This is a genomic window from Candidatus Nanopelagicales bacterium, from assembly GCA_018003655.1.
Classification (GTDB): Bacteria; Actinomycetota; Actinomycetes; order S36-B12; family UBA10799; genus JAGNDY01.
The window spans coordinates 1-23,650 of the sequence record JAGNDY010000010.1; the positions used below are offsets into that span (position 1 = coordinate 1).

The window sequence follows — 23,650 nt, forward strand, 5'->3', positions numbered from 1 at the left end:
ATCTTGACTAGACCAGCTTTTGGGTCAGCCGGTAGGGGGCAGTCCGCGTGCTTGGGGCAGTTGGCGATGAACCTACTGAGCGCCAGCTGGAAACCTTCTGCCTGTCCCTTGGCCAACCCGTCGTTTGTCAGCGTCGGGTCGATGACGCCGTCGAGGACAAAGCTGCCGACCCGATCGGTGAACAGATCCGCGTACGTCAGTCCGAGGAACGTTCCGTACGACTTGCCCAGGTAGTTCAGCTTCGCGTCGCCGAGAACGGACCGGATGATGTCCATGTCTCGGGCGGCTTCGGCCGTCCCGACGTTCGGGGTCAACGCGGGTGAGTTCAGTTCACAAGTCTTGCCAACGGATCGGCTGGCGCTCAGCAGCGCTTCGGTCTGTGCCGCGTTCGCCGGCGGACCGACGGTGGCGATGAACTTGTCGGTCTGGGCGTCATTCATACATTCGATGGGGCGGCTGCGCCCGACGCCGCGAGGGTCGAACCCCACAATGTCGTAACGATTCAGGACATCGGCGCCAAGCTCGTACTGCGCTGCCTGCGCGTACTGGATTCCCGATCCACCGGGGCCGCCCGGGTTGAGCACCAACGAGCCGAGCTTGTTCGACTGGTCGCGCAACGGCATCCGGGCGACGGCCAGCGGGATGCGGGCGGCATCCGGCCTGTCGTAGTCCAACGGAACCTGGACCCTGGCGCATTGCATACCGTTCAGGCAACTGCGCCATTGGACCTGTTGGTTGTAGTAGCCCTGCAAGTTCGCCGACGGGCTCGACGTTGGTGGGGTCGTTGGTCCACCGCCGTTGCTGGTCAAGCCGCAAGCGCCGAGCGCCAGGCTGGCTGCGGCAAGAAAGGCCGACATCGCCACGATCTGTCGCCTCATATCGACCTCCTTAGGCTGGGACGTCGCAATTCGATGGTCAACGAGCCGATGGCCAGTTCCGGGGTTACGTTGGCGTTGAGCGCAACGCGCGCATGATCGACTGCGTTGATCCGCCGCATCGTCTCCGTCGGGGAGCTGGATTGGGCCGAGCGTTCAACCTCGCCATGAATTTCCTCGTTGATCAACTCCGGCCTGGGCTCGCCGTTTTCGGCGGCGAACTGCACCGCCAACACATCCCGGTAGAACGCCAACAGGTCAATGAGGGCCCGGTCCAACTGGTCACGTTGGGTGCGGGTTCGTCGTGAGTTCTGTCGATCGGTTAGCTCCTTCTCGGCACCCTTCATCCCGCGGGCTCCGCCTTTGACCCCTCGACCCTCGGCCCCCTCACCCCAGGCCAAGTGCAGATTCGCGAGTTCCTTCTGGTCGACATCTTGCGTCGCAGCGAGCGCATCCTTCTTTGCCGTAGCGACGATCTGTTCGGCCGCACGCTGGCACGCGCCGAGGTCGGACAATGACGACGGGATGGTCAGGATTTGCTGGCGACGCTGGCGGGCCCCCTCGTCGCGGACCAGTGCTCGTGCCCGCCCGACATGTCCCTGCGCCGCACGAGCGGCAAAGAGCGCGACCGCATGATCGACCTGCTCGGTACTGGACAAGTAGTCAGCCACATCCATCGGATTGGGGCTGCGCAGCGCGATCTGGCGGCAGCGCGAGCGAATAGTCGGCAGCACGTCCTCGGCACTGGGCGTGCACAGGATCCAGACCGCTCGCGGCGGTGGCTCTTCGATGGCCTTGAGCAGCACATTGTTCGCGGCTTCGGTCAGACGATCGGCATCTTCGATGACGATCACATGCCAACGGCCGAGCGAGGGCGCAATGAACGCCCGGTTCACCAGCGCCCGAGCATCGTCGGTGCGATAGCTGAGTCCCTGCGGTCGGACGATCTCGACATCGGGATGACCGCCGGCCGAAACATCGCGACACGCAGGGCAGTCACCGCACCCAGCCTGGTCGCACATCAGGGCTCTGGCAAAGGCGATGGCGGCGGTGGAACGGCCACTGCCTGGTGGCCCGGTGATCAACCAAGCGTGGGTCATTGATGGGCCCACGGGAATCGTGCCAGCGTGAAGGGAGGCCGCGCGCAGGGTCTCGACCGCATCCCCCTGACCGACCAGGCCGTCCCACACCGTCACCCCCTGATTGTGCACGGTCAGCCAGCCCGGCGGGGCAATGGCTGCGTAGTTGCCAGTGCGGAGTGGGTGCCAGCGGGGTGATTGCCGGCTAGCGCTGCCTCGATATGAGGGCTGTGACCGCCCGGCCGACCTGTTGGGCCACGACGTCCGCGGGCAAGGTCGCGTCGATGACTTCGTACCGCTGCGGACTCGCTGCGGCGCGGTCAAGGAATGCCTGCCGAACTCGCTCGTGGAACGACAACGATTCCGATTCCATACGATCCGGCGTCGCGCTCGTGTGGCCTGCCCGCACCAAACCGTCGACCGGGTCGATGTCCAGCACGATTGTCAAATCTGGCAGCAGGCCTTCGGTCGCCCACGCGCTCAGATCAGCGATCTGGTCAACGCCCAAGTCCCGGGCAACCCCTTGGTACGCAACGGAGGAGTCGATGAACCGGTCACAGATCACAACGTCGCCACGGTCGAGGGCAGGCCGAATCAACTGGGCGGCGTGCTCGGCACGGGCGGCCGCGAAGAGCAGTGCTTCCGCCCGATCGGTGAGTCCGTCGTTGGCGGGATCGAGCAGAATCGAACGGATCGCCTCGGCCGACGGCACCCCGCCTGGCTCTCGGGTGAGCACGACGTGCGAACCACGCGAGCGCAAGTTGCGCGCCAGTTCGGCGACCTGGGTGGACTTGCCCGCACCCTCGCCGCCTTCGAAGACGATGAAGAATCCCGTGCTCATGGGCCCCCAATCACGCTAGTCGAACGACCGTGGGTCAGGTCAGTCACTGTAAGCGCCTTTGTCGATCAGGAGTTCGCCGTCGCGACCTTCTTGGCAGGGGCTTTCTTGGCCGTCTTCTTGGCCGTAGCCTTCTTCGCCGTGCTCTTCTTAGCTGGCGACTTCTTGGCCGCCTTCTTCGCGGCCCGCTTCTTCACCGGCGGTCCGGCAGCCCTGCGCTCAGCCAACAACTCGACCGCTCGGTCGAGGGTGATGGTCAAGGGGTCGTCAGCGCGTCGCAGCGATGCATTGGTCTCCCCGTCGGTGACGTAGGGACCGAAGCGGCCGTCCTTCAGCGTGATCATCGCTTTGGTCGCCGGATCCTCGCCGATCTCCTTGCCAGGGGCTGCCTGGCCACGACCACGACGTTCCTTCGGTTTGGCCAGTACCGCAATCGCCTCGTCCAAAGTCATGGTGAACAAAGTCGGTTCGTCAGCGATCGAGCGAGTCTCCTTGCCACACGTGATGTACGGGCCGTACCGACCGTTGCGAGCAAGGATCTCCTCGCCGTCTTCGGGATGTTGGCCGATGACTCGCGGCAGCGAGAGCAGCTTCATCGCGTCATCGAAGGTCACGGTGTCCAGGGACATGTCCTTGAACAGGCTGGCCGTGCGGGGTTTGACCTTGGATTTGGCGCGCTTCTTGGGCTTGGGTTTGGCCACCGCGGCACCGTCGCTATCGCCGCCGTCGATGGGGGACACTGGCGCCGGGGCTGGCTGCGGCTCTGGATCCTCCGGCAGCAACTCCGTGACGTACGGGCCGTAGCGGCCGGTCTTGGCCACGATCATGTTTCCACTGACCGAGTCGATTCCGAGTTCGCGATCACCTGACGGCAACGCCATCAGCTCCTCGGCCTTCGCGACCGTCAACTCATCGGGTGCCAACTCCTCCGGCACGTTGGCTCGCTCGCCATTGCGGTCCAGGTACGGGCCATAGCGGCCAACGCGCAACACCAGGTCCGAGTCGGCCAGTGGGAACGAGGAGATTTCTCTCGCGTCGATATCACCAAGCCCGTTGACCAGTTGGTGTAAGCCGGTGAACGGCTCACCCTTGAGGCCCTCGCCGCCGAAGTAGAACCGGCGCAGAACCTCCAGCCGGGGAACGTCACCAGCAGCGACGGTGTCCAGCACCTCCTCCATCGTGGCGGTGAAGTCATAGTCGACGAGTTGCGCGAAGTGTTCCTCCAGCAACCGGATCACGGCAAACGCGAGCCAGGTCGGGATCATTGCCGAGCCACGCTTGACGACGTAGTTGCGTCGCTCCAGGGTGTCGATGATGGAGGCGTAGGTGCTCGGGCGGCCGATGCCGCGCTCTTCGAGTTCCTTGACCAGCCGAGCCTCGGTATAGCGCGCGGGCGGCTTGGTGGCGTGACCTTCGGCGCAGATGCTGCGCAGTTCGACGTGGTCGCCCTCGGAAAGATTGGGCAGCCGGGTCGAACCTTCCTTGCCGTCCTTGCCCGAATCGTCGGAGTCGCCCTCCTCGTAGGCGGCCATGTACCCAGCGAAGGTGACGACGGTGCCGCTAGCGGAGAACTGCGCGACGCGGCCATCGGAAGCATCGGCGTTCAGCTTGATCGTCGTCGTCGCCAACTTGGCGTCAGCCATCTGCGATGCGACGGTTCGTTTCCAGATCAGGTCATACAGCGCGAAGTCGTCACCAGTCAGCTCTCCGGCGACCTCGGCAGGAGTGCGGAAGGAATCCCCGGCCGGGCGAACAGCCTCGTGCGCCTCCTGCGCGTTCTTCACTTTGCGCTCGTACCGGCGAGGTGCCGCCGAGACATGGTCGGCGCCATAGAGTTCACCGGCCTGTTTGCGGGCGGCGTTGATCGCAGCGTCCGACAGCGTTGTGGAGTCGGTCCGCATATAGGTGATGTACCCGCGCTCGTAGAGCCCTTGGGCGACACGCATCGCCCGTTGGGCAGTCCAGCGCAGTTTGTTGCCGGCGGCCTGCTGCAGCGTCGAGGTCATGAACGGCGGTTGCGGTCTGCGCGACTTTGGGGTGCGGGTCACCGACGTGACGCGCAGTGGCGCGTCGGTCAGCGCGTCGGAGAGCTTCTCGGCCCCGGCACCGTCGAGGCGCAGCACGTCGGGCTTCTTCAACTGGCCGCGATCATCGAAGTCAGCGCCGGTGGCGATCCGCTGACTGTCCACGCCGGTCAGTCGCGCAGGGAATGCCCCGGGGTCGACCAACGCTTCCAGGTCCCAGTACTCGGCCGCCCTGAATGCGATCCGCTCACGCTCACGATCCACCACGAGGCGCAGCGCAACGGACTGCACGCGACCGGCCGACAGGTTGGACATGATCTTCTTCCACAGCACCGGCGAGACCTCGAAGCCATACAGCCGATCGAGCACCCGGCGGGCTTCCTGCGCGTCGACCAAGCTCGTGTCGAGCTCGCGAGTCTCTTCCGCCGCTCGCTGAATGGCTTCTTTGGTGATCTCGTGGAAGACCATCCGACGAACCGGCACCTTGGGCTTGAGGACCTCCAGCAAGTGCCATGCGATGGCCTCACCCTCGCGGTCCTCATCGGTGGCGAGCAGCAACTCGTCGGCGTTCTTGAGCTTCTTCTTGAGCTCGGCGACTTTGGCCTTCTTGGACGGATGCACCACATAGACGGGGGCGAAGTCATTGTCGATGTCGATCGCCAACCGCGCCCAGGGCAGGCCGCGGTACTGCTCGGGGATCTCGGCGGCACCCTGCGGGAGGTCACGAATGTGGCCCACGCTGGAGTCGACCTCATAGCCCTTGCCCAGGTAACCCTGGATCGTCTTCGCTTTGGCCGGGGACTCCACGATGACGAGCCGGCGGGTGGCTGGCTTCGTCGGCACAGGCGCGCTCCTTTGGTTCGGTGGTGAATTCAGGTGATGCCGCGGCGACTCTAACCCCATCGACTCCGTCACGTTACCCGTGGCATCGCCAGTGGGATCAACCTCATAGGTGTGCAACGCGACCAGGTGGGCTCAGCAGACAGCGCCAGAAAATCCAACTGCCCCGGAATCACATGCTGGATTCCGGGGCAGTTGATTGGTCGACCGTTAGGCGCTGGCATCTGCCTTCGCGTCGTCCTTGCTGTCTTCTTTGGTGTCTTCCTTGTCGCCATCGGCGCCATCCTCAACCTCATCGGCCGGGAGCGGGACACCCTCTTCAGTGGCGACCTCGTCGACGATTTCGTCGAGCTCGTCGTCAGCGTCCGGGGTTGGCGCACCCGGCTCTTCGACGCCCTCGCCCATGTCGTCTTCAGCCACGGCGATTGGACGACGCTTGCTGATGATGACTGAGCCGACCACGATCGCGGTTGCGACGCCGGCAATTGCCATGCGCAGCCACGTCTGGTTGTTGAGGAACATGGACACGATAGCTGGGGCCACCAGCAGCGCAACCAGGTTCATCACCTTGATCAGCGGGTTGATCGACGGGCCAGCGGTGTCCTTGAACGGATCGCCAACCGTGTCGCCAATGATGGTTGCCTCATGCGACAGCGAGCCCTTGCCGCCGTAGTTGCCGTCCTCGACGAACTTCTTGGCGTTGTCCCACGCGCCACCGGAGTTCGACAGGAAGACCGCCATCAGCAGACCGGTGGCGATCGTTCCGACCAAGTAGGAGCCGAGGGCACCGATGCCGAGGGCGAATCCAACCGCGATCGGCGTCAGCACCGCGAGCAGACCCGGCGTCGCTAGCTCACGCAGCGAGTCGCGAGTGACGATGTCGACCACACGGGCGTACTCGGGCTTCTCCGTGCCCGCCATGATTCCGGGGTGCTCGCGGAATTGGCGACGCACCTCGAAGATCACCGCACCAGCAGCGCGGGAGACCGCGTTGATGGCAAGGCCGGAGAACAGGAACACCACGGCCGCACCGATGATCAGGCCGACCAGGTTGCGCGGGTTGGCAACGTCGAGCACACCGGCGTACTGGCCGAAATCCAAGGGCTGACTGGTGAAGACCGTGCGTAACGCGTCGCCGGAATCGGCGGCAGCCGACACGACGGTGTCGCGGAAGGAGCCGAACAGCGCGGTCGCAGCGAGCACGGCGGTCGCGATCGCGATGCCCTTGGTGATCGCCTTGGTCGTATTCCCAACCGCGTCAAGGCTCGTGAGCACCTGTGCGCCCTGCTCATCGACGTCACCGGACATCTCCGCGATGCCCTGGGCGTTGTCGGAGATCGGGCCAAAGGTGTCCATTGCGACGATGACACCGACGGTGGTCAGCAGGCCGGTACCGGCCAGCGCAACCGCGAACAGGCTGAGCAGCAGCGAACCGCCACCAAGCAGGAACGCGCCGTAGACCGCGGCCGCGACGAGTAGCGCCGAGTAAACGGCAGACTCAAGACCCACCGAAATACCAGCCAAGATGACCGTCGCTGGACCCGTCAGCGACGACTGTGAGACGTCGTTGACCGGCTTGCGGTTGGTCTCGGTGAAGTAGCCGGTCAGAACCTGCATCGCTGCTGCCAGCAGGATGCCGATCAGGACCGCGCCGATCGTCATGAGGCGTGGGTTGAAGGAGGCGATCTTGAAGATGTCAACGCCGTAGCCGTCAATCGAGATGCCCTTGAGCTCAACGATCCGTGAGGGCAGCAGCCAGAACGAAGCCACAACAACCAAGATCGCGGAGATGATCGCGGAGATGAAGAAGCCACGGTTGATGGCAGTCATGCCGGAACGATCACCCGCACGCGGAGCGACCGTGAAGATACCCAGAACTGCGGTGATAACACCGATCGCCGGGATGACCAGCGGAAGCACAAGGCCGATTTCGCCGAAGGCTGCCTTACCCAGGATGAGGGCGGCGACCAAAGTCACGGCGTAGGACTCGAACAGGTCAGCTGCCATACCGGCACAGTCACCGACGTTGTCACCGACGTTGTCGGCGATGGTGGCTGCGTTGCGGGGGTCATCCTCCGGGATTCCCTGCTCGACCTTGCCGACCAAGTCAGCTCCGACGTCGGCAGCCTTGGTGAAGATACCGCCGCCAACACGCATGAACATCGCGAGCAGCGCAGCGCCGAAGCCGAAGCCCTCAAGCACCTTGGGCGCCTCGCCCTTGTAGATCAGCACCACCAGTGCCGCACCGAATAGGCCGAGGCCCACGGTGAACATGCCAGCGACGCCACCGGAACGGAAGGCGATCTTCATGGCGTTGAGCTCGCCGGATTCCTGGGCGGCAGCGGCGACGCGCACGTTCGCGCGGACGGCCAGCCACATGCCGACGTAGCCGGTGATGCCGGAGAACACGGCACCAACGACGAAGAAGATCGAGCGCCCGATGCGCTCACTGGTTGTCTCGGCGGGAAGCAGGAACAGAACGAAGAACACGATCACCGCGAAGATGCTCAGCGTCCTGAACTGCCTACTCAGGTAAGCGGATGCGCCTTCCTGGATCGACCCGGCGATCTCCTGCATGGTTTCGGTTCCCTGACCGGCGGCAAGTACGCCACGAACCAGGACCAGCGCTACGACCAACGCGAGTAAGGCAATGAGAGCAACGACAGCCACGAGGGTGAAGTTGGTGCCTTCAAGCGAGATCGCGACGCCAGCTGCAAGCGAGCTGACTGCGGACATGCTGTCTCCTTGTCACAAATGACCAATTATTGGTGCCGGCCCGCGCCCAGCGCGTAGGCCCCACGCCTCCTGTGGGACCTGCCAACACCACCAACTTAGGTATTCCTAAGCGACCAGAAACCAACGAAGGCCTCTGGATCGGCGCGAGTCTACGTTGTGATGGTCCTTCGGGTTGACAGACCCCCAAGGTCAAAGTCCCGATTCGGGCGGGTAACGACCCCTACCCGGCAGCGGGCCAGCGCATCGTGACGACAGTGCCACCGGCCTCAGCCGTCAGTGATGACTCTGGCACGAGCGCCGAAATAACCGCGAGGGCAAGCTGCGCCTCGTCCTCATCAGGCGCATCGACGACGTGATCGACGACTCGAACGCTAAATCCGTGCTCATCATGATTGAGTTCGACATCGATCGCGGCGGTCTCACCTGCACCTCGGTGCCGCAGGACGGCCCGGGCGCACGCCTCTCCAACGGCCAGGCGAACCTCTTCCAGGATTTCCTCGTCAATACCGGTTCGTCTGGCAGCGGCACCGGCGACAAGTCGAACTGTCCGCACGTTCTCGGTGTCAGGCGGGATGCTCAGTGCGGCCATGGGCACGGTGATCAGCCCGCGAGCGCATCGGAAACAGTGGCGTGAACTCCAATGACCGAGTCGAGTCCGGTGATTCGGAATACCTTGACAATCCGGTCAGCCGTCGCCACCACGGTCAGTGAGCCATCGTGCTCGCGGGCGCGCTTGAGGCCCTTGACCAGCACTCCTAGGCCAGTTGAATCCAGGAACTCGACGTTGGTGAAGTCGACGATCACGTTGACGTTGCCGGCCTCGATCAGGCCCGACAGCTCGGCATCCAGGGTCGGGGCCTCGTGCACATCCACTTCACCGGACACCTCAACGATCGAGCGGTTGTCCTGTTCACGGGTCGAGATGGTGATCTGCACGTTTTCCTCCGACATAGCTTCAGTGCGGGCCGACGGTCAACTGTGGCACACCTGCGGTGGACCCGCACGAGTGTCACTGCGGTGGACCCGCACGAGCGACCACGTGAATGATAGGTGCGCGCTGCCCGGCAGCTCCGGCCAACATCCGAACCATGCGCGGAAGTTGATCTTCGACCTGCACCAAGACGTCGGACCCGACCTGCTCGCAGCTTGTCAACCGTGCGCCGCCGGCCGCAGCGACCGAGCTGGCTCGCGCACATGGCGCACCGGATTGGCGATTGTCGGCCGCGGCCAGGGCTGCCAGGTCGGCGGCACTACTGGCTCGCGCACGAGTGATCGCGACCTCGCCGATAGCTACTGCAACCACTGCCGCGACGAGGCAAATCAGCGCCATCGCCATCACGTAGATCGTCGCCGCACCTCGGTCAGCTCGGTGTTGTCGGGCCTGACAACTCATCGCGGCTCCACTCCAGCGACCGAGTCCGACGTGACCGTCACGCCACCGATTCGGAGCATCGGCAATCGAAGCCGGTCGCGAACCACGACCCGAACCCGCTCGCCGCTGCGTTGTACCTCCACCGAACTACCGGGTGCCGCACGATGGGCCGCCGCAGTGACGTCGCCGCCTGCCTCACCACGCGCGGCCGCACGTGCGCCAACCCTCGCCGCTTCCTGCGTCCGTATGTGCGCAACGGCAACGGCCACAGCAAAGAGGATCATCGCGAGCACAACGACCAGGCCCACGAGCGCAACCGCCAGTTCTGCCGTGACCATGCCGGACTGGTCGCGGCCGAGTTTGCGCTCGTTCACAATCAGCGACGACGCCCGTCGAGTCCTGGTGGGGCCAGAACGAATCTGACCCCACCAGCATCGACTCAGAAGATGAATGAGAACGCCTTCTGAATAACGTTCCACAACAAGTCCTGGACATCTGGGCTCGATAGGAGCTTGACCAGCAGCCCACCGAATCCAGCCGCGGCAACGGTGCCCACGGCATACTCCGCCGTTGACATTCCCTGATCGTCGTGAACAACCCTCGCCAGTTGATTTGTCATGCACTACCTCCTTGAAGTGGACGGCCAGGCCGCCCGTGAACCGCTCCGATCCCCCGCCGGAACAGGTGGGCCCTGACCCCACTCGGCGCCCCGATTGCTGCGCACATTCATCGTTGCGCCAACTGGAATACCGCCGCGGCACTGAGAATCGAACTGGGGATTGCACCACCGGGCAGTTGGGTTGTGGACGCGCTACCCAGTCATCTGGACGATCAGGCTGGCCACGAGCGGGACGATCCCCAGCAACATGAAGGCTGGTAGGAAGCACAGTCCCAACGGTCCGACTGCTTTGATCCCCGCACTGCGCGCAGCCGTCTCCAGCGTCGCCTTGCGAGCCGATCTCAGATCGTCGGCAACACGTACCAGCACGTCGGCAAGCGGTGCCCCGGATTGCGCCGAACGGACTACGGCCCGGGCGATGGGAGCGAGTGCTGTGTCCGCCGTCATCGAGGACCAGGTCTGGGTGGGGTCAGCACCCAGATCGATGTGCGTCACGCACTTGGCCAGGACGTCACTCGCTGGGCCATCCAGCGCCTGTGACACGGTTCGTGTCGCCGCACCCGCCGAGGCGCCCGACGACAAGCAAGCAGCCATCAGATCCGCAACCATCGGAGCGGCCGATTCCAATGCCTGTCGGCGCGCGCGAACCGATCGGGGTTCAACGCCCGCGAGCAATCGTGGACCCACGACCAAAATCGCGCCAGCCAACACGATTCCGGTCGGACCGCCCACGAGCATCCAACAACCGAATGCCGCCATCGCACACGCGGCAAAGATCAATCGCGGGTTGACGACATCGTGTGTGGCTGCGGTTGGCCGCGGATTCAGCGCTGTGCCCGCAGAAGCATTCCGTTGGGCCCGCACCACTTGTTCGAGGCGGCGAGTAGGCGGTGTCCGCCAGGTCCACAGGAGCAGCCAGGCGCCAGTCAGGCAGGCGACCAGCACCGCCGTCACAACAGCGCCTCGACCGACTGGGTGAGCCTGCTCGTCCAGAAGAGCCCGAGAGCCTCCAACACCAAACCCGCCGCCAGCATCGTCAGCCCCCACGGAGTGCCGAGCAGCCATTTCACTGGGGATGCCCCAAGGCTCGTGCCGAGCATCAGTCCGACCGCTGGCAAGCCGGCCAGAACCCGAGCGGTTGCTCGAGGACCCGCAAGCTGTGCCATCAGTTCGCGCCGCACCTCTTCGGCGTTGGTCTCAGCAGTCGCGAGCCGGTCGGCTGCGGCTGCCAACCCCGCGCCGGAACCCTCGGCGACCTGCCAGAGAGCGCTCAGCGAGCGAAGGATTGGCAATCGCTGTTCCCGCGCGTCACGCAGCAGAGCCTGCGGCAGGTCGCCGCCGAGGCGCACGACGGCAATAGCGTGCGGGCACACCACCACGGGCACAGATTCGACGCAGCGCTGCAGTGCCACCCCCAAGGGTTGTCCCGCCTTGAGCTCGGCGGCGAACCCCGACACCACCTCAAGGGCGGCTTGTCGTCTCTTGGTCGCATCGGATCGTCGTGAGATTCGGCCACGAATCCATCCCACCGCAGTCGGTATAGGTCGCGGTTGATGATCAACATCGGGTTCGGATCGTGCCAGTGATCGGCGGGGTTGCCACCAGAAGATGACGGCGGCCAGTCCCGCACAGAAGGCTCCGACAACTGCGGCGGTATTCACGGAGACTGGTGTTCGAGTCCGAGCCGCGTCGCCAATCGCTGTGCTGCCGGGCCGTGCCTGACCTCGGCGCCACTGAATGACACGGCCTCCTCAGCGACAACCAAGCCATCATCTCGGCGGCGCATGGTGTGGATGCCAGCGACGGTGCGTCGGCCACCACGGTCGCGGTCGATATGGACGACCGCATCGACGCCGGCGGCGACCTGCGAGTGCAGTGCATCTCGGCCGAGTCCGGCAGCCAGCGCAAGTGCCTCCAACCGAGCGGGGACATCGGCAGCCGAGTTCGCGTGAACGGTTCCGCAGCCACCCTCGTGTCCGGTATTCAAGGCCGCGAGCAGATCAACCACCTCAGCGCCGCGAACCTCACCGACGACCAGGCGATCAGGCCGCATGCGCAGCGCCTGCCGGACGAGGTCTCGCAGGCTGACGTGGCCCTGCCCCTCGACGTTGGGCGGCCGCACCTCCAGCCGTACGACGTGGGGGTGATCCGGGTCGAGTTCGCCAGAATCCTCCACGATGAGCATCCGCTCCCGGTCGTCGCAGATCGACAACAAGGCCGACAACAGCGTTGTCTTCCCCGACCCGGTTCCGCCGCTGATAAGGAAGGCTGCACGGGCCGCAACCAGGGCAGCGAGCCAGCGAGAACCACCTGGCGGCAAAGTCCCCAGGTCGATGAGGTCGGTCAGCGTGAAGACCCGGCGGCGTGGGACCCGCAGCGAGATGCAGGTTCCGCGGGTGGCGATTGGCGGCAGGATGGCGTGCAGGCGCGAACCATCTGGCATCCGGGCATCGACGTAGGGGGTCGCCTCGTCCAAGCGTCGGCCGGCGGCGGCGGCGAGCCGTTGGGCCAGCCGCCGAACCGCAGGCTCGTCTCGAAATGTGACCGGTTCCAGCGTGGGGCCCGAACCTCGGTCCACCCACACCGAGTCCGGCCCGTTGACCAGCACATCGGTGACCCCAGATTCGCGGAGCAATGGCTCCAGCGGGCCTGCACCGGCGAGTTCGGAGCGTAGGGCGACGACCATTTCCAGTACCGCCGCATCACCAAGAATCACTCCCTCGGATCGCAGTGCGGCCGCGACTCGTGATGGGGTAGGGGCCGAATTCTCGCGGGCTAGTCGGTCCCGGATTCGATCGACCATTCCCTCGGAAACAAACGTCGCGCTCATGGGCTGGCTCCCGCGATCAGTCCGAGTTGGTCCAGGATGACTCGACTCGTCCGGTGCAACGAACTACGTCGCCGAGTTCCGGGTGCCGAACCCGACTCCAGTTCGCGTGCCACGGCCGAATCTCGGTCCAGGTTCGCCAGCAGTGGCAGGCCCAGCAATCTGGCGATGTCTGCTGGATCGATTCCGCTCGGCGCCGGACCGCGGGTCACCAGTTGGACCGACGCCCCTTCCAACGACGGTCCGGCGAGGATCCGCCCGGCGGCGGCGACCGACGTGACATCGCGCGGGACCACCATCAGTACCCAGCTGGCGCGGGCGAGCGCCTCGCCGGCGAAATCCCCGAGGCCACGAGGAAGGTCAACGATGACGAGATCGCTGACCTTCCTCAGCGCATCGACCGATGCGGCGACCGCGCCGGGCCACAGTGGTTCGCATCGGCCTGGTCCCCACGTGAGGACGCGGGTACCTGCAACCTCGGGCAGTCCGGAATCCAGGACAGCTGCCGGGATTCGGCCTTGTGCCTGCTCGAGATCCCGCCAGTGCAGTCCCGCGAGTTCTTCCCCACCAAGCACCACATCTATTCCGGCGCCGAGGGAATCGAGGTCAACGACCCGCGAGCGTAGGCCGATCGACGCGGCCGTAACGGCCAACGCGGCCACCAGACTCGAAGCCCCTGACCCGCCGCGGGATCCGACCACCGCAATAACTGGTGCATGACGAACCTCTGCGTCGAACAGTTCGGCGAAGCGGTCGATCAACCAGCCTTCAGCCTCCGGCAGGCAGGCGACGTGCTCGACTCCCAGTTCGACCCCGCGCTGCCACAAACTCGGCACTGCTGAAGTACGGGTCGCCAGTACCACCGACGGTCGACGAGGAACATGCGCGCGTTGAATCTGCTCGGCCATATCCGCCCCCACCACGACCAGGGGTGAACTCGACCAACGGCTGCGGACCGCCGCCAGCGACATCGCAATATCAGGCCGAATCTGCGCGGCGGCGGATAGTCGCAGGAGGTCATCGAGCAGTTCAACATCGTCAGTCGCCAACAGCGGGGCAGCACCCTCGCCATTGCGCGTGCTTCTCGTCGATGTGCCGCCGATGACTTCACTGGCAGTCGCACCTCTTGTGACCATGCAGTGAGCCTGCCCAAGCTGGGAGCCAGGAGCGCGCGAACAACCGTCAACTGTGGGAAAGCCGGACGCATCAATGGAATGTGGACAACTGCTGTGCGAAGTCGCGGTTCTGGCCCCGCATGGGGAAGACCCCCGCGGGGGATGCGGGGGTCTTCAGGCCAACGCGGGGGATGCGTTGACGCGGTCGCAGTCACGACCGGGTGGTAGCAGTATGCACACATTCGCACACGCTGTGCAATGAGACGGCGCTGCCAAAACTGGCCAAGCCGCGCCAACGAGAAAGACGTTTGCGAGTCGCGGCACAAGGATTGGCGCCGAGTTGCGCACGTACCTACGATGGCGGCATGGCTAAGTCGGCGGCGTTCTTTGACCTGGACAAGACCCTGCTGGCCAAATCAAGCACCTTGGCCTACGCAAAGCCCCTCTTTGACAGCGGCCTGCTGGCGCGCGCGGATGTGCTCAGGAGCGCCTACGGCCAGTTCGTCTACTTACTGGCAGGCGCGAACGCATCACAAATGGATCAGGCCCGCGCGTACATGTCTGACCTGGTCGCAGGTTGGGACGTGTCCCTGGTCAGCAGCATCGTCAACGATGCGCTGGGCACGGTCATCGAACCGATCATCTACGCCGAAGCCCTGACGCTCTTCGACGAGCACCATGCGGCGGGCCGGGACGTCGTGGTCATCTCATCCTCGGGCACCGAGGTCATTGAGCCGATCTGCGAACTACTTGGCGCAGACATAGCGATCGGCACCCAGGTGGCGATCGAAGACGGCAAGTACACCGGCGAGATCCTCTTCTATGCCTACGGCGACGCGAAGGCCGATGCGATGCGGGCGCTCGCGGAGGACAAGGGCTACGACCTCGCGGATTGCTACGCGTATTCCGACTCGATCACCGACCTGCCGATGCTCGAGGCGGTCGGTCATCCCTTCGCGACCAATCCCGACAAGGAACTGCGCCAAATCGCTTCCGAACGGGTGTGGCCGGTCCTCGACTTCCGCAAGCCAGTCGCGATGAAGGAGAAGGGTCAGCAGGCTCGTGCCCGCGCCGCGGCAGGTGCCGCGAGCGCCGCCGGCGCTGCTGCGCTCGGAATGGCCTGGTACGCCCGCCAGCGACTCCGTCGTCACTAACACCCCCGACGAGCCGGAACATGCCAGGAGCCCCCGCCAAAGACGGGGGCTCCTCGTCACGCCGAACCAGGTGAACAAGCGTGCGTACACGTGGTCTCGAAGGACCATCACCCTTATCGAGGGTCAGGCGCCGCGTGGGTGCCCGATCCGGCGTTTGCAACCCTGGGGGCCGCTACGAGTTATTTCTACTCCCGCAGAGTCGCCAATGGAATGTCCAATGGGCAGGTTTCACCCGACACGCAATGGCTCGGGGAAAAACTCCGGCGTGTCTGGAAGTCAACGCGCGGTTCAGGCCAACTGACCCAAGCGGTCGCTACTCAACCGCGCCCCGACCGAGACAGATTCAGCACAGAAGCGGATCCACCGCGCTACGCCGTCGGGTGTCCCGCTGATGTACGAGCGCACCGCGTCGACATACGCCGGTCGGCCGATTGAGTAGACCGCGGCATCGGTCATGACCAGCAGATCAGGATCGAGGCCTCGATGGGCCAGCACCAGTCGCATCGCCGCCCGGGCGATCGGTCCACTGCCCCAACCGAACGGCCGAAGGGCAAGCAGTTCACCGTGAATGATCGCTGCCTCGACCACGGCGGGCGCAGCAGTCGAACCTGTCGCCATGTCGGTCAACGCGGTCAGCCTGACCTGCATCGTCGGCACATCTGGCAGTGCCTTGACGCGGAGCGGATCGTCAGCCTGGTCGTCACGCCTGGGACGGCCGAGTTCGGCCTCAGCCACAACGTCCCTGGCCACAAGGCTGTGCATCCGTGCGAGTGCTTGCGAGGGTGCGGTCGCCCAGATTCCCCCAAGTTCGCGCAGGGCCTCTTCCAGCCTCCACACACCGGCAGCAGCGTGGCCGATCGGCGAGTCATCAAACGCGTCGCCGGTGGCCCAGGCCGAAAGCGCGATGTCGATGCCGTCGATCGCTGCCGACGCCCGAGCGTTCTGCAAGGAGCAATCGGCGGCCAGCGCCTGCCCTTTGGTCTGCAGGCTGCGATCCCACAATAGGGAGTCGACTCGCTGGCGAGCGTTGTCGGCTGCTTGCTGAACGCCGGTCAGATCAACGAGGGGTGCGAGCAAGTCCGTTGGGGGCACGGACAGTGATTCTCCCCTACTGCGCTTGGGCGGGAAGCTGCTGGAGCGCCTTGAGCACTGCTGGGTCCTGCGCGTCCATCCAGCGGGCGAGGTCAATTGTGGAGATGAACTTGACGTCCGGGTGGTCGCGATGGGTGTCCTGGACGAACCGCGTCAACGCGTTCTTGTACGCGCCACACACCCACTCGTTCATGTGGTTACCGAGAATCAGCGGTGCGCGGTTACCGGCCTCGACGTCATCCAACGCCTTGCGATACGCCTGGTAGGTGTCTTCCTCGATGGACTTGCACTTGGCTTCCGGAGCCGTGGTCTTGCCAGCGTTCTGGTTGAACAGGAAGTTGTAATCCATCGACAAGGTCGGGTAAGTGAGGTTGGGGACCTTGATGGCCTGCAACGGAATGTCCCACAGGCCCTTGGTCTTGGTCGGCCACTCGAGCTTGCCGGGGTTGGACGTGTCGTACTCGTATCCAGCCCGCTTGAACGCCTTGTACATCGCCGGGCGGTTACCCTCCAAGCACGGCGTCCGGCCGCCCTTGACCACGCTGGAGCTGAACGGCAGCGGCCCCGCGTCGGCGGCCTGCGGGTTGTAGGCCCGCCAATTGTCCATGATCTTGTTGAACTGGTTGATCTCCGACGTCCAATCGGCTGTCGACCAGGAGCCAACCCCACCGGCACCGCAGAAGTGCCCGTTGTAGTGGGTGCCGATCTCGTTTCCGGCGAGGTAGGCCTCGCCGAGCTTGTCGATGCGGGTGCCAATGATCGCTGGGTCGCCGAAGCCGATCGCGGAGGTGCCGCGGGTGTGGCCGGGAGGGTCGTAGTTGAGCTTCATTTTGTTGTCCGGCAGCAGATACACCCCGGAAACGAAGAAGGAGAAGCGGCCGTCGACCTGCTTGGCCAAGTCCATGTAGTGGGTCATCAGGCCGTCTTTGCTCTCGACACCACCATCAAAGGAGACGACCACGAACTGGGTCGGTTTCTGACCCGCAACAGCATTCGGTAAGTCGATCGCGGGTTGCGGTTCCGGCGGGTTTGTCACCCCAGAGGTGTTGACGCCCGGTTCATTCGAGTTGGAGGGATCCACCAAAATGGCGCCAGACTCCGCGTTGCCGTTTTGGTTGGCACTCGTGCTTGAGCCACCGGGGAGGAACACGATGATGAGGACGACAGCGGCCACCGCAACACCCAGCAGCAGCCAGACTGGCCTTCTCGTCATGTGATCTCCTCTAGGCCGTGATGGGCCGTCTGACTAAGTGTGCACTTTCGGATACGGTTTCTTGGTGAGCAACGAGGCGCTAGAGAATCTTCTTCACGAAAATCGGCACTTCGCGCCGGATCCGGAATTCGCAGCCAACGCGAACGCGACTCCACAACTGTACGCCAGCGCCGAAGCCGACCGGATGGCATTCTGGGATGAACAGGCCAGCCGATTGCAATGGGAGCAGCGCTGGGACACCACGCTGGACTTCAGCCAAGCGCCGGTCGCGACGTGGTTCTCCGGCGGTCGCCTCAATGTGGCCGTCAACTGCGTCGACCGCCATGTCGAGGACGGTTACGGCGATCAAATCGCCATCCACTTTGAGGGCGAGCCGGGTGATACCCGCTCGATTACCTACGCCCAGCTCCGCGACGAGGTGTGCCAGGCCGCGAATGCGCTGACCGAGCTTGGGATCGTGGCCGGAGACAGAGTCGCCATCTACTTGCCGATGATTCCGGAGGCCGTCATCTCGATGCTGGCCTGCGCGCGACTCGGCGCTGCTCACTCGGTGGTCTTTGGTGGCTTCAGCTCAGAGGCCCTCCGCAGTCGAATTGACGACGCCCAAGCCAAGCTCGTCATCACCGCTGACGGTGGCTACCGTCGCGGCAAACCGATGGCGCTCAAGCCCGCAGTCGACGAAGCCGTCTCGGCGAGCCCGTCAGTCGAGAACGTGCTGGTGGTTCGACGGACTGGCCAAGATGTTGAGTGGACAGCTCGGGACCACCGTTGGGACGACCTGGTGGCGCGGCAATCAACGCGGCACGACGCGGAAGCGTTCGACAGTGAACAACCGCTGTTCATCCTCTACACCTCTGGGACAACCGGTCAGCCCAAGGGGATTCTGCACACTTCAGGTGGCTACCTGACCCAGACGGCCTACACGCATCACATGGTGTTCGATCACAAGCCAGGCGAGGACGTCTACTGGTGCACCGCCGACGTCGGATGGGTCACCGGCCACAGCTACATCACCTATGGCCCCCTGGCCAACCGGGCAACGCAGGTCATGTACGAGGGCACTCCGGACACCCCGCACCAGGGTCGCTGGTGGGAGATCATCGAGAAGTACCGCGTCACCATCCTTTACACCGCGCCGACAGCGATTCGGACGTTCGCGAAGTGGGGCCGCGAGTATCCCCAGCAGTTCGACTTGAGCTCACTGCGACTGCTCGGCAGCGTCGGCGAGCCCATCAACCCCGCGGCATGGATGTGGTACCGAGAGGTCATCGGCGGCAATCGTTGCCCGATCGTGGACACCTGGTGGCAGACCGAAACCGGCGCCATCATGATCAGCCCGCTACCGGGCATCACGGTCTGCAAACCGGGCTCGGCCATGCGGGCACTGCCTGGCATCAGCGCCAATATCGTTGATGACCACGGCGAACCTGTCGAACCCGGCGAAGGCGGCTATCTGATCCTCGATGAACCGTGGCCCGCAATGCTTCGCGGAATTTGGGGTGATCCGGAGAGGTTCGTCGAGAACTACTGGTCACGTTGGCCCGACGTGTACTTCGCTGGTGACGGCGCCAAATACGACGAGGACGAGGCCGTTTGGCTACTCGGTCGGGTCGACGATGTCATGAACATCTCCGGGCACCGGATCTCGACCACGGAGGTGGAGTCTGCGCTGGTTTCCCACCCTGCGACTGCTGAGGCAGCAGTCGTCGGTGCCAATGACGAGACGACCGGTCAAGCGATCGTTGCTTTCGTGATCTTGCGCGAGCACGCCGAGGTGTCCGACCACACAGTGGAGGATCTGCGACGCCACGTCGCCGCGGAAATCGGTCCAATCGCTAAGCCGGGCAAAGTGCTGCTGGTCAAAGAACTGCCCAAGACCCGCTCGGGGAAGATCATGCGGCGACTGCTTCGCGATGTTGCCGAGCATCGCTCGCTCGGGGATATGACGACGCTGGCCGACCCAGCCGTCATGACGCTGATCGAGAATGGCCTCGCGGCCAACCCGAGTGAAGACTGATGGCAGAGAAGGGCCTGATTGTCGCAACCCCGCGACGCGTCGTTGAGGCGCTCCGAAACGAGACCATCGGCGGGGCACTCCTGCTCGCCGCCGCCGCGATCGCCCTCATTTGGGCGAACTCCCCGTGGTCGACCGCGTACGTCGACCTCACCAAAATCGAAGTTGGACCAGAGGCACTGCACCTTCATCTGTCGTTGGCGACGTGGGCCGGCGATGGCCTCCTCGCGGTGTTCTTCTTCGTCGCCGGGGTGGAACTCAAGTACGAGTTGGTCATGGGGTCGCTTCGACACATGGCCACCGCGTTGGTGCCTGCCGCGGCCGCCCTGGGCGGGATGGTCGTCCCGGCGCTCATCTTTGTGGTGATCAACGTTGCACTACCTGGCGGCCAGCCCAGTGGCTGGGGAATCCCGATGGCTACCGACATCGCGTTTGCTTTGGCGGTGCTTGCGGTCGCAGGCCGGAATCTTCCGGTCGAGGTGCGCATCTTTCTGCTGACGCTCGCCGTGGTGGACGATTTGGGCGCCATCATCGTGATCGCGTTGTTCTACACAAGTTCGTTGTCAATACTTCCCCTGCTCGGCGCGGTGCTCGTCATAGCCGCGTACGGATTCGCCCAGCAGAAGCGGATCCGATCACCCTTCCTCTACATCCCACTTGCCCTGGTGGCGTGGGTGTTGGTCCACGAGTCGGGCATCCACGCGACTGTGGCTGGCATTGCCCTGGGCCTGCTGACTCGGGCAAAGCCCGACCCCGGCGAGGAGGCCTCGCCCGCCGAACGGATGCAACACCTGATCGGGCCTTTCTCGGCTGGGTTCTGCGTGCCGGTGTTCGCCTTCATGTCCGCCGGCGTTGTTCTGCTCGGCAGCAGCTTCGGGCAGGTGTTTCCGCGGCCCGTGGTCGTCGGCATCATCGTCGGCTTGGTGGTTGGCAAGCCAGTCGGCGTCGTCCTTGGAGCGTGGTTGGTTCAGCGGTTCTCCCGAGCCAAACTCGCCGACATCCTCGGCTTCCGCGACGTCTGGGCAATCGGGCTAGTCGCCGGTGTCGGCTTCACCGTCTCCCTGCTGATAACTGAGCTTGCCTTCGAGGAGGAGCCGGGGCTGATGACGCAGGCGAAAGTCGGCGTCTTGGCAGGTTCGGTGATCGCGTCAATCCTCGCTTCGTTGGCTCTGATGCGCCGCGGTCGCCATCACGATGCCCGTTCCGGCTAGCCTTCCCCTATGACTAGCGTGACCACTGACAAGAACGAGCCCACCGAGCCGACCGTCCGCGAGCTCGTGAGCTCCGCCGCATCGGACGTTTCCACGCTCATCACCGGTCAAATCGACCTTGCCAAAGCTGAATTGAAACAAAGTGCCAGTCAGGCTGGCGCCGCTTTCGGTCTGCTGATCGCTGCCGGCGTGACCTTCTTCCTGGCAGTCGTATTCCTGCTCGTCACCCTCGCCTACGTGTTGGTCCAGGTGGGGCTGCCGGTATGGGCTGGCTTTGGGATCGTCACTCTCCTGCTCATCATCCTTGGTCTCATCATGGGGTTGGTGGGGAAGAAGCGGGCTGGCAAGGTGAAAGGGCCCGAGCAGTCGATCAAGGAGCTTGAGGAAACCAAGCGTGCCTTCGCCAATCGGCATGCCGAGGAGTCCGACTCACCCCAGGGCGCCAACGCGCCGAGCTGATGCCTCGCTACACCCCTGACGAGGCGATCTATGTCGGGGGACCCTGGAAACACCGCGACGTCTCGGCAAACGGCGCAAGGTTTCACATCGTCACGGCTGGCAGCGGTCCCACCGTGCTACTGCTGCACGGGTTCCCGACCTACTGGTGGACATGGCGGCATCTCATCCCGCAACTCGCCGCCGCTGGATATCGCGTGGTTGCCATGGATCTACGTGGCTATGGCGGTAGCGACCATCCTCCCCGCGGGTATGACATGTACTCGCTGTCACACGATGTCGCGGGAGTGATTCGAAGCCTCGGCGAGCGCAACGCCATCGTCATCGGGCACGGCATCGGCGGTCTCCTGGCATGGACAACCGCCGCGCTGCAACCGGATGTCGTCAGCCGCCTGACTGCCATCTCGGTACCGCACCCGGTTCGGATGCGCGAAGCAATCCTGAGTGACCGCGCCCAACTGCAGGCGTCTGGCTACATCCTGGGGTTCCAGCGTCCGTGGATTCCCGAGCGGCAGTTGGTAGCCGACAACGCGCGCCGAATCGAGGTCTTCCTGCGGTCCTGGGCCGCCAACCCGGCCTGGCCCGACGACGACGTATCCGATCATTACCGTGCCGCGTTCCAGCTGGGAAACACGGCACACTGCGCCATCGAGTACCACCGGTGGGCACTGCGGTCCATTCCGCGTCCGGACGGCCGGCGATTCGCCGCCGACATGGCCGACAATCCCATCGATGTGCCGATCCTGCACCTGCACGGGGCGGCAGACCGAACCGTTCTGCCACGCAGTTCGCAGGGCTCACGACGCTTCGCTTTGGGCCCCTATGCGTGGCGCGCCATTCCAGGAGCCGGGCATTTCCCACACGAGGAAGTCCCGACCATCACCAACGACCTCATACTCGACTGGTTGGCATCGGACACCCCTTGGAACGACCCACACTCCTCCGAGATCGCCTCGCAATAGCCAGGCTGGCCGGGCTAAGAGCGAGCGCAGCCGCCAGTTGAGACCGACGCAGAGACACCCCGAGCTGTGCGCACCGCATTGCGCGCCGACTCCGCGGTCAGCGCAAATGCCGTGTTGGGGTCGCCTTGGGACTGCGCGAAGACGACTCCAGCCACGGTCCCCTTCTCAGTCAATAGCGGCCCACCGGAGTTGCCGGGTCGTGCCTTGCCGCGCAGCGCGTAGATCTCCCGGTTGACACCCGGACGGCCGTAGATGTCGGTCCCGCGCACCAGGTCGGCGGTCATCTTGCCGCGGACGCGAGCAGCCGTTGCGGTCATCGGCCCACCGCCCGGGTAGCCAGCGATCACGGCGTTGTCCCCGCGCGACACCGATCGCGACCAACCGAGGGTTTGACCGTTCAGCCCAGGCACGCGCAGAACGGCCAGGTCGGTCTTCGGGTCGAAGTAGATCGTCTCTGCGGCCAGCGGGTAGGAGTTGCCTGGCGCGTGCACGGTGGGTTGGCGGACGCCAGCCAACACGTGAGCGTTGGTCAGGACCCGGTCGGTGCCAACGATGAAGCCGCTGCCAGTGAACCCAGCGTTGCAGGAGGGTGCTGATCCCTCCACCCGGACGACCGAGTTCAACGCCGCCTGCACCTGCGGATCGCCAACAACCGCTGGAGTCGGCGGGCCGACCGGCGCCGGCGGGAGCACGCCGAAACTGTCGAAGAGTTGGGGCAACCCGGAGTCGTCCACCAAACCGCGCAGGTCGGTGACCAAGCCCCGGGCCTGATTGGGAACCAATCGGTCAAGACCGGCGAGTAGCGACGACGACTGCACCTGCACCGACACCGGTGACGACGGCACGGCTGCGGCGGTCGCCGCCAGAATCCAGGCGATTACCGCCAGCGCGAGCACATTGAGCACGGCACCACCAGCGCTGTCGATGACACGCACGGGCTCAAAAGTGATGCGTTCTCGCAGCCGCCGGCCGACCAGCGACGTGAGCATCTGGCCAGCGACGGCGAGTCCAAGTACCAGCGCCACCGTGAGCGCGAAGCCGAGGCCACCATGGACGCCGACCTGCTCAAGCGCGCGCGGCGCGAGGTAGGCACCGATCAGCCCGCCACCGATGAAGCCGATGAACGAGGCGAGGGCCGCCACGAAACCCTGGCGGTAGCCTGAATAGGCAAAAACGATCACCGCGCCAATGACGATGATGTCGATGAAGTTCAGTCCCATTGG

General features: G+C 64.5%; 22 protein-coding genes. 5 read left to right on the plus strand and 17 right to left on the minus strand.

Translation table 11 applies throughout. The features are described from left to right. The 14 genes from KAZ48_03210 to KAZ48_03275 all read right to left on the minus strand — a co-directional run. Positions 1-878: alpha/beta fold hydrolase (locus tag KAZ48_03210; protein MBP7971784.1), on the minus strand; the 878-nt coding region annotated here is incomplete at its 3' end. Continuing rightward, the gene (locus tag KAZ48_03215; protein MBP7971785.1) at positions 875-2,071 is read right to left on the minus strand and encodes a DNA polymerase III subunit delta'; all 1,197 of its coding nucleotides are present in this window, start codon (positions 2,069-2,071) and stop codon (positions 875-877) included. The genes KAZ48_03210 and KAZ48_03215, both read right to left, overlap by 4 nt. An 88-nt stretch (positions 2,072-2,159) precedes the next feature. Continuing rightward, on the minus strand, positions 2,160-2,795 hold the full coding sequence (locus KAZ48_03220; protein ID MBP7971786.1) for a dTMP kinase: 636 nt from the start codon (positions 2,793-2,795) through the stop codon (positions 2,160-2,162). A 65-nt stretch (positions 2,796-2,860) separates the two neighbouring features. Beyond that, positions 2,861-5,719, minus strand: a complete 2,859-nt coding sequence (topA, locus tag KAZ48_03225; protein MBP7971787.1) for a type I DNA topoisomerase — start codon at positions 5,717-5,719, stop codon at positions 2,861-2,863. A gap of 147 nt (positions 5,720-5,866) precedes the next feature. Then, on the minus strand, positions 5,867-8,392 hold the full coding sequence (locus KAZ48_03230) for a sodium-translocating pyrophosphatase (protein MBP7971788.1): 2,526 nt from the start codon (positions 8,390-8,392) through the stop codon (positions 5,867-5,869). A gap of 220 nt (positions 8,393-8,612) precedes the next feature. Further along, entirely contained in the window at positions 8,613-8,981 is a 369-nt protein-coding gene (locus KAZ48_03235; protein MBP7971789.1) for an ATP-binding protein, read from the minus strand. Positions 8,982-8,992: 11 nt separating this feature from the next. After that, a complete protein-coding gene (locus KAZ48_03240; protein ID MBP7971790.1) occupies positions 8,993-9,328 on the minus strand; it encodes an STAS domain-containing protein in 336 nt (111 codons plus the stop codon). A gap of 73 nt (positions 9,329-9,401) precedes the next feature. Next, the gene (locus KAZ48_03245) at positions 9,402-9,785 is read right to left on the minus strand and encodes a hypothetical protein (GenBank protein ID MBP7971791.1); all 384 of its coding nucleotides are present in this window, start codon (positions 9,783-9,785) and stop codon (positions 9,402-9,404) included. Beyond that, positions 9,782-10,138: a hypothetical protein gene (locus KAZ48_03250; GenBank protein MBP7971792.1), complete on the minus strand. Its 357-nt coding sequence runs from the start codon at positions 10,136-10,138 to the stop codon at positions 9,782-9,784. The genes KAZ48_03245 and KAZ48_03250 overlap by 4 nt, the downstream gene beginning before the upstream one ends. Positions 10,139-10,203: 65 nt before the next feature. Further along, positions 10,204-10,383: a DUF4244 domain-containing protein gene (locus KAZ48_03255; GenBank protein ID MBP7971793.1), complete on the minus strand. Its 180-nt coding sequence runs from the start codon at positions 10,381-10,383 to the stop codon at positions 10,204-10,206. A 192-nt stretch (positions 10,384-10,575) separates the two neighbouring features. Further along, positions 10,576-11,337, minus strand: coding sequence for a type II secretion system F family protein (locus tag KAZ48_03260; protein ID MBP7971794.1), 762 nt, complete (start codon positions 11,335-11,337; stop codon positions 10,576-10,578). Beyond that, positions 11,334-12,044, minus strand: a complete 711-nt coding sequence (locus KAZ48_03265; protein ID MBP7971795.1) for a type II secretion system F family protein — start codon at positions 12,042-12,044, stop codon at positions 11,334-11,336. The genes KAZ48_03260 and KAZ48_03265 overlap by 4 nt, the downstream gene beginning before the upstream one ends. Next, the gene (locus KAZ48_03270; protein ID MBP7971796.1) at positions 12,041-13,186 is read right to left on the minus strand and encodes a TadA family conjugal transfer-associated ATPase; all 1,146 of its coding nucleotides are present in this window, start codon (positions 13,184-13,186) and stop codon (positions 12,041-12,043) included. Before KAZ48_03270 ends, KAZ48_03265 begins: the two co-directional genes overlap by 4 nt. 23 nt (positions 13,187-13,209) lie before the next feature. Further along, the gene (locus KAZ48_03275; GenBank protein ID MBP7971797.1) at positions 13,210-14,346 is read right to left on the minus strand and encodes a hypothetical protein; all 1,137 of its coding nucleotides are present in this window, start codon (positions 14,344-14,346) and stop codon (positions 13,210-13,212) included. Positions 14,347-14,690: 344 nt separating this feature from the next. On the opposite strand from KAZ48_03275, the gene KAZ48_03280 reads away from it, so the two are divergent. Beyond that, positions 14,691-15,479, plus strand: coding sequence for an HAD family hydrolase (locus tag KAZ48_03280; protein ID MBP7971798.1), 789 nt, complete (start codon positions 14,691-14,693; stop codon positions 15,477-15,479). Positions 15,480-15,767: 288 nt separating this feature from the next. Here KAZ48_03280 and KAZ48_03285 read toward each other — a convergent pair whose 3' ends face one another. Both KAZ48_03285 and KAZ48_03290 read right to left on the minus strand, forming a co-directional pair. Further along, positions 15,768-16,571, minus strand: coding sequence for a Fic family protein (locus KAZ48_03285; protein MBP7971799.1), 804 nt, complete (start codon positions 16,569-16,571; stop codon positions 15,768-15,770). A gap of 16 nt (positions 16,572-16,587) precedes the next feature. Beyond that, positions 16,588-17,784 (minus strand): hypothetical protein, encoded by a 1,197-nt coding sequence (locus KAZ48_03290; GenBank protein MBP7971800.1) that lies wholly within the window; start codon positions 17,782-17,784, stop codon positions 16,588-16,590. 37 nt (positions 17,785-17,821) lie between these two features. Between KAZ48_03290 and acs the strand changes: the two genes are divergently transcribed. From acs to KAZ48_03310, 4 genes are read left to right on the plus strand one after another with little or no spacing between them, the layout of a single operon-like run. Then, on the plus strand, positions 17,822-19,801 hold the full coding sequence (gene acs, locus KAZ48_03295) for an acetate--CoA ligase (protein ID MBP7971801.1): 1,980 nt from the start codon (positions 17,822-17,824) through the stop codon (positions 19,799-19,801). After that, a complete protein-coding gene (gene nhaA / locus KAZ48_03300) occupies positions 19,801-21,009 on the plus strand; it encodes a Na+/H+ antiporter NhaA (GenBank protein MBP7971802.1) in 1,209 nt (402 codons plus the stop codon). Before acs ends, nhaA begins: the two co-directional genes overlap by 1 nt. Before the next feature lie 9 nt (positions 21,010-21,018). Next, positions 21,019-21,468: a phage holin family protein gene (locus tag KAZ48_03305; protein ID MBP7971803.1), complete on the plus strand. Its 450-nt coding sequence runs from the start codon at positions 21,019-21,021 to the stop codon at positions 21,466-21,468. Next, complete coding sequence (locus KAZ48_03310) at positions 21,468-22,427, plus strand: alpha/beta hydrolase (GenBank protein ID MBP7971804.1); 960 nt, start codon at positions 21,468-21,470, stop codon at positions 22,425-22,427. The genes KAZ48_03305 and KAZ48_03310 overlap by 1 nt, the downstream gene beginning before the upstream one ends. 14 nt (positions 22,428-22,441) lie before the next feature. On the opposite strand, the gene KAZ48_03315 is transcribed toward KAZ48_03310, so the two are convergent. After that, positions 22,442-23,647 (minus strand): MarP family serine protease, encoded by a 1,206-nt coding sequence (locus KAZ48_03315; GenBank protein ID MBP7971805.1) that lies wholly within the window; start codon positions 23,645-23,647, stop codon positions 22,442-22,444. Positions 23,648-23,650: the final 3 nt, after the last annotated feature.

Excerpts from the sequence above, each read along its gene's own strand:
- KAZ48_03220 (MBP7971786.1), bottom strand. The coding sequence starts at position 2,795 with ATGAGCACGGGATTCTTCATCGTCTTCGAAGGCGGCGAGGGTGCGGGC.
- topA (MBP7971787.1), bottom strand. The coding sequence starts at position 5,719 with ATGGGGTTAGAGTCGCCGCGGCATCACCTGAATTCACCACCGAACCAA.
- KAZ48_03230 (MBP7971788.1), bottom strand. The coding sequence starts at position 8,392 with ATGTCCGCAGTCAGCTCGCTTGCAGCTGGCGTCGCGATCTCGCTTGAA.
- KAZ48_03235 (MBP7971789.1), bottom strand. The coding sequence starts at position 8,981 with ATGGCCGCACTGAGCATCCCGCCTGACACCGAGAACGTGCGGACAGTT.
- KAZ48_03245 (MBP7971791.1), bottom strand. The coding sequence starts at position 9,785 with ATGAGTTGTCAGGCCCGACAACACCGAGCTGACCGAGGTGCGGCGACG.
- KAZ48_03255 (MBP7971793.1), bottom strand. The coding sequence starts at position 10,383 with ATGACAAATCAACTGGCGAGGGTTGTTCACGACGATCAGGGAATGTCA.
- KAZ48_03270 (MBP7971796.1), bottom strand. The coding sequence starts at position 13,186 with ATGGTCGATCGAATCCGGGACCGACTAGCCCGCGAGAATTCGGCCCCT.
- KAZ48_03275 (MBP7971797.1), bottom strand. The coding sequence starts at position 14,346 with ATGGTCACAAGAGGTGCGACTGCCAGTGAAGTCATCGGCGGCACATCG.
- KAZ48_03280 (MBP7971798.1), top strand. The coding sequence starts at position 14,691 with ATGGCTAAGTCGGCGGCGTTCTTTGACCTGGACAAGACCCTGCTGGCC.
- KAZ48_03290 (MBP7971800.1), bottom strand. The coding sequence starts at position 17,784 with ATGACGAGAAGGCCAGTCTGGCTGCTGCTGGGTGTTGCGGTGGCCGCT.
- nhaA (MBP7971802.1), top strand. The coding sequence starts at position 19,801 with ATGGCAGAGAAGGGCCTGATTGTCGCAACCCCGCGACGCGTCGTTGAG.
- KAZ48_03305 (MBP7971803.1), top strand. The coding sequence starts at position 21,019 with ATGACTAGCGTGACCACTGACAAGAACGAGCCCACCGAGCCGACCGTC.
- KAZ48_03310 (MBP7971804.1), top strand. The coding sequence starts at position 21,468 with ATGCCTCGCTACACCCCTGACGAGGCGATCTATGTCGGGGGACCCTGG.
- KAZ48_03315 (MBP7971805.1), bottom strand. The coding sequence starts at position 23,647 with ATGGGACTGAACTTCATCGACATCATCGTCATTGGCGCGGTGATCGTT.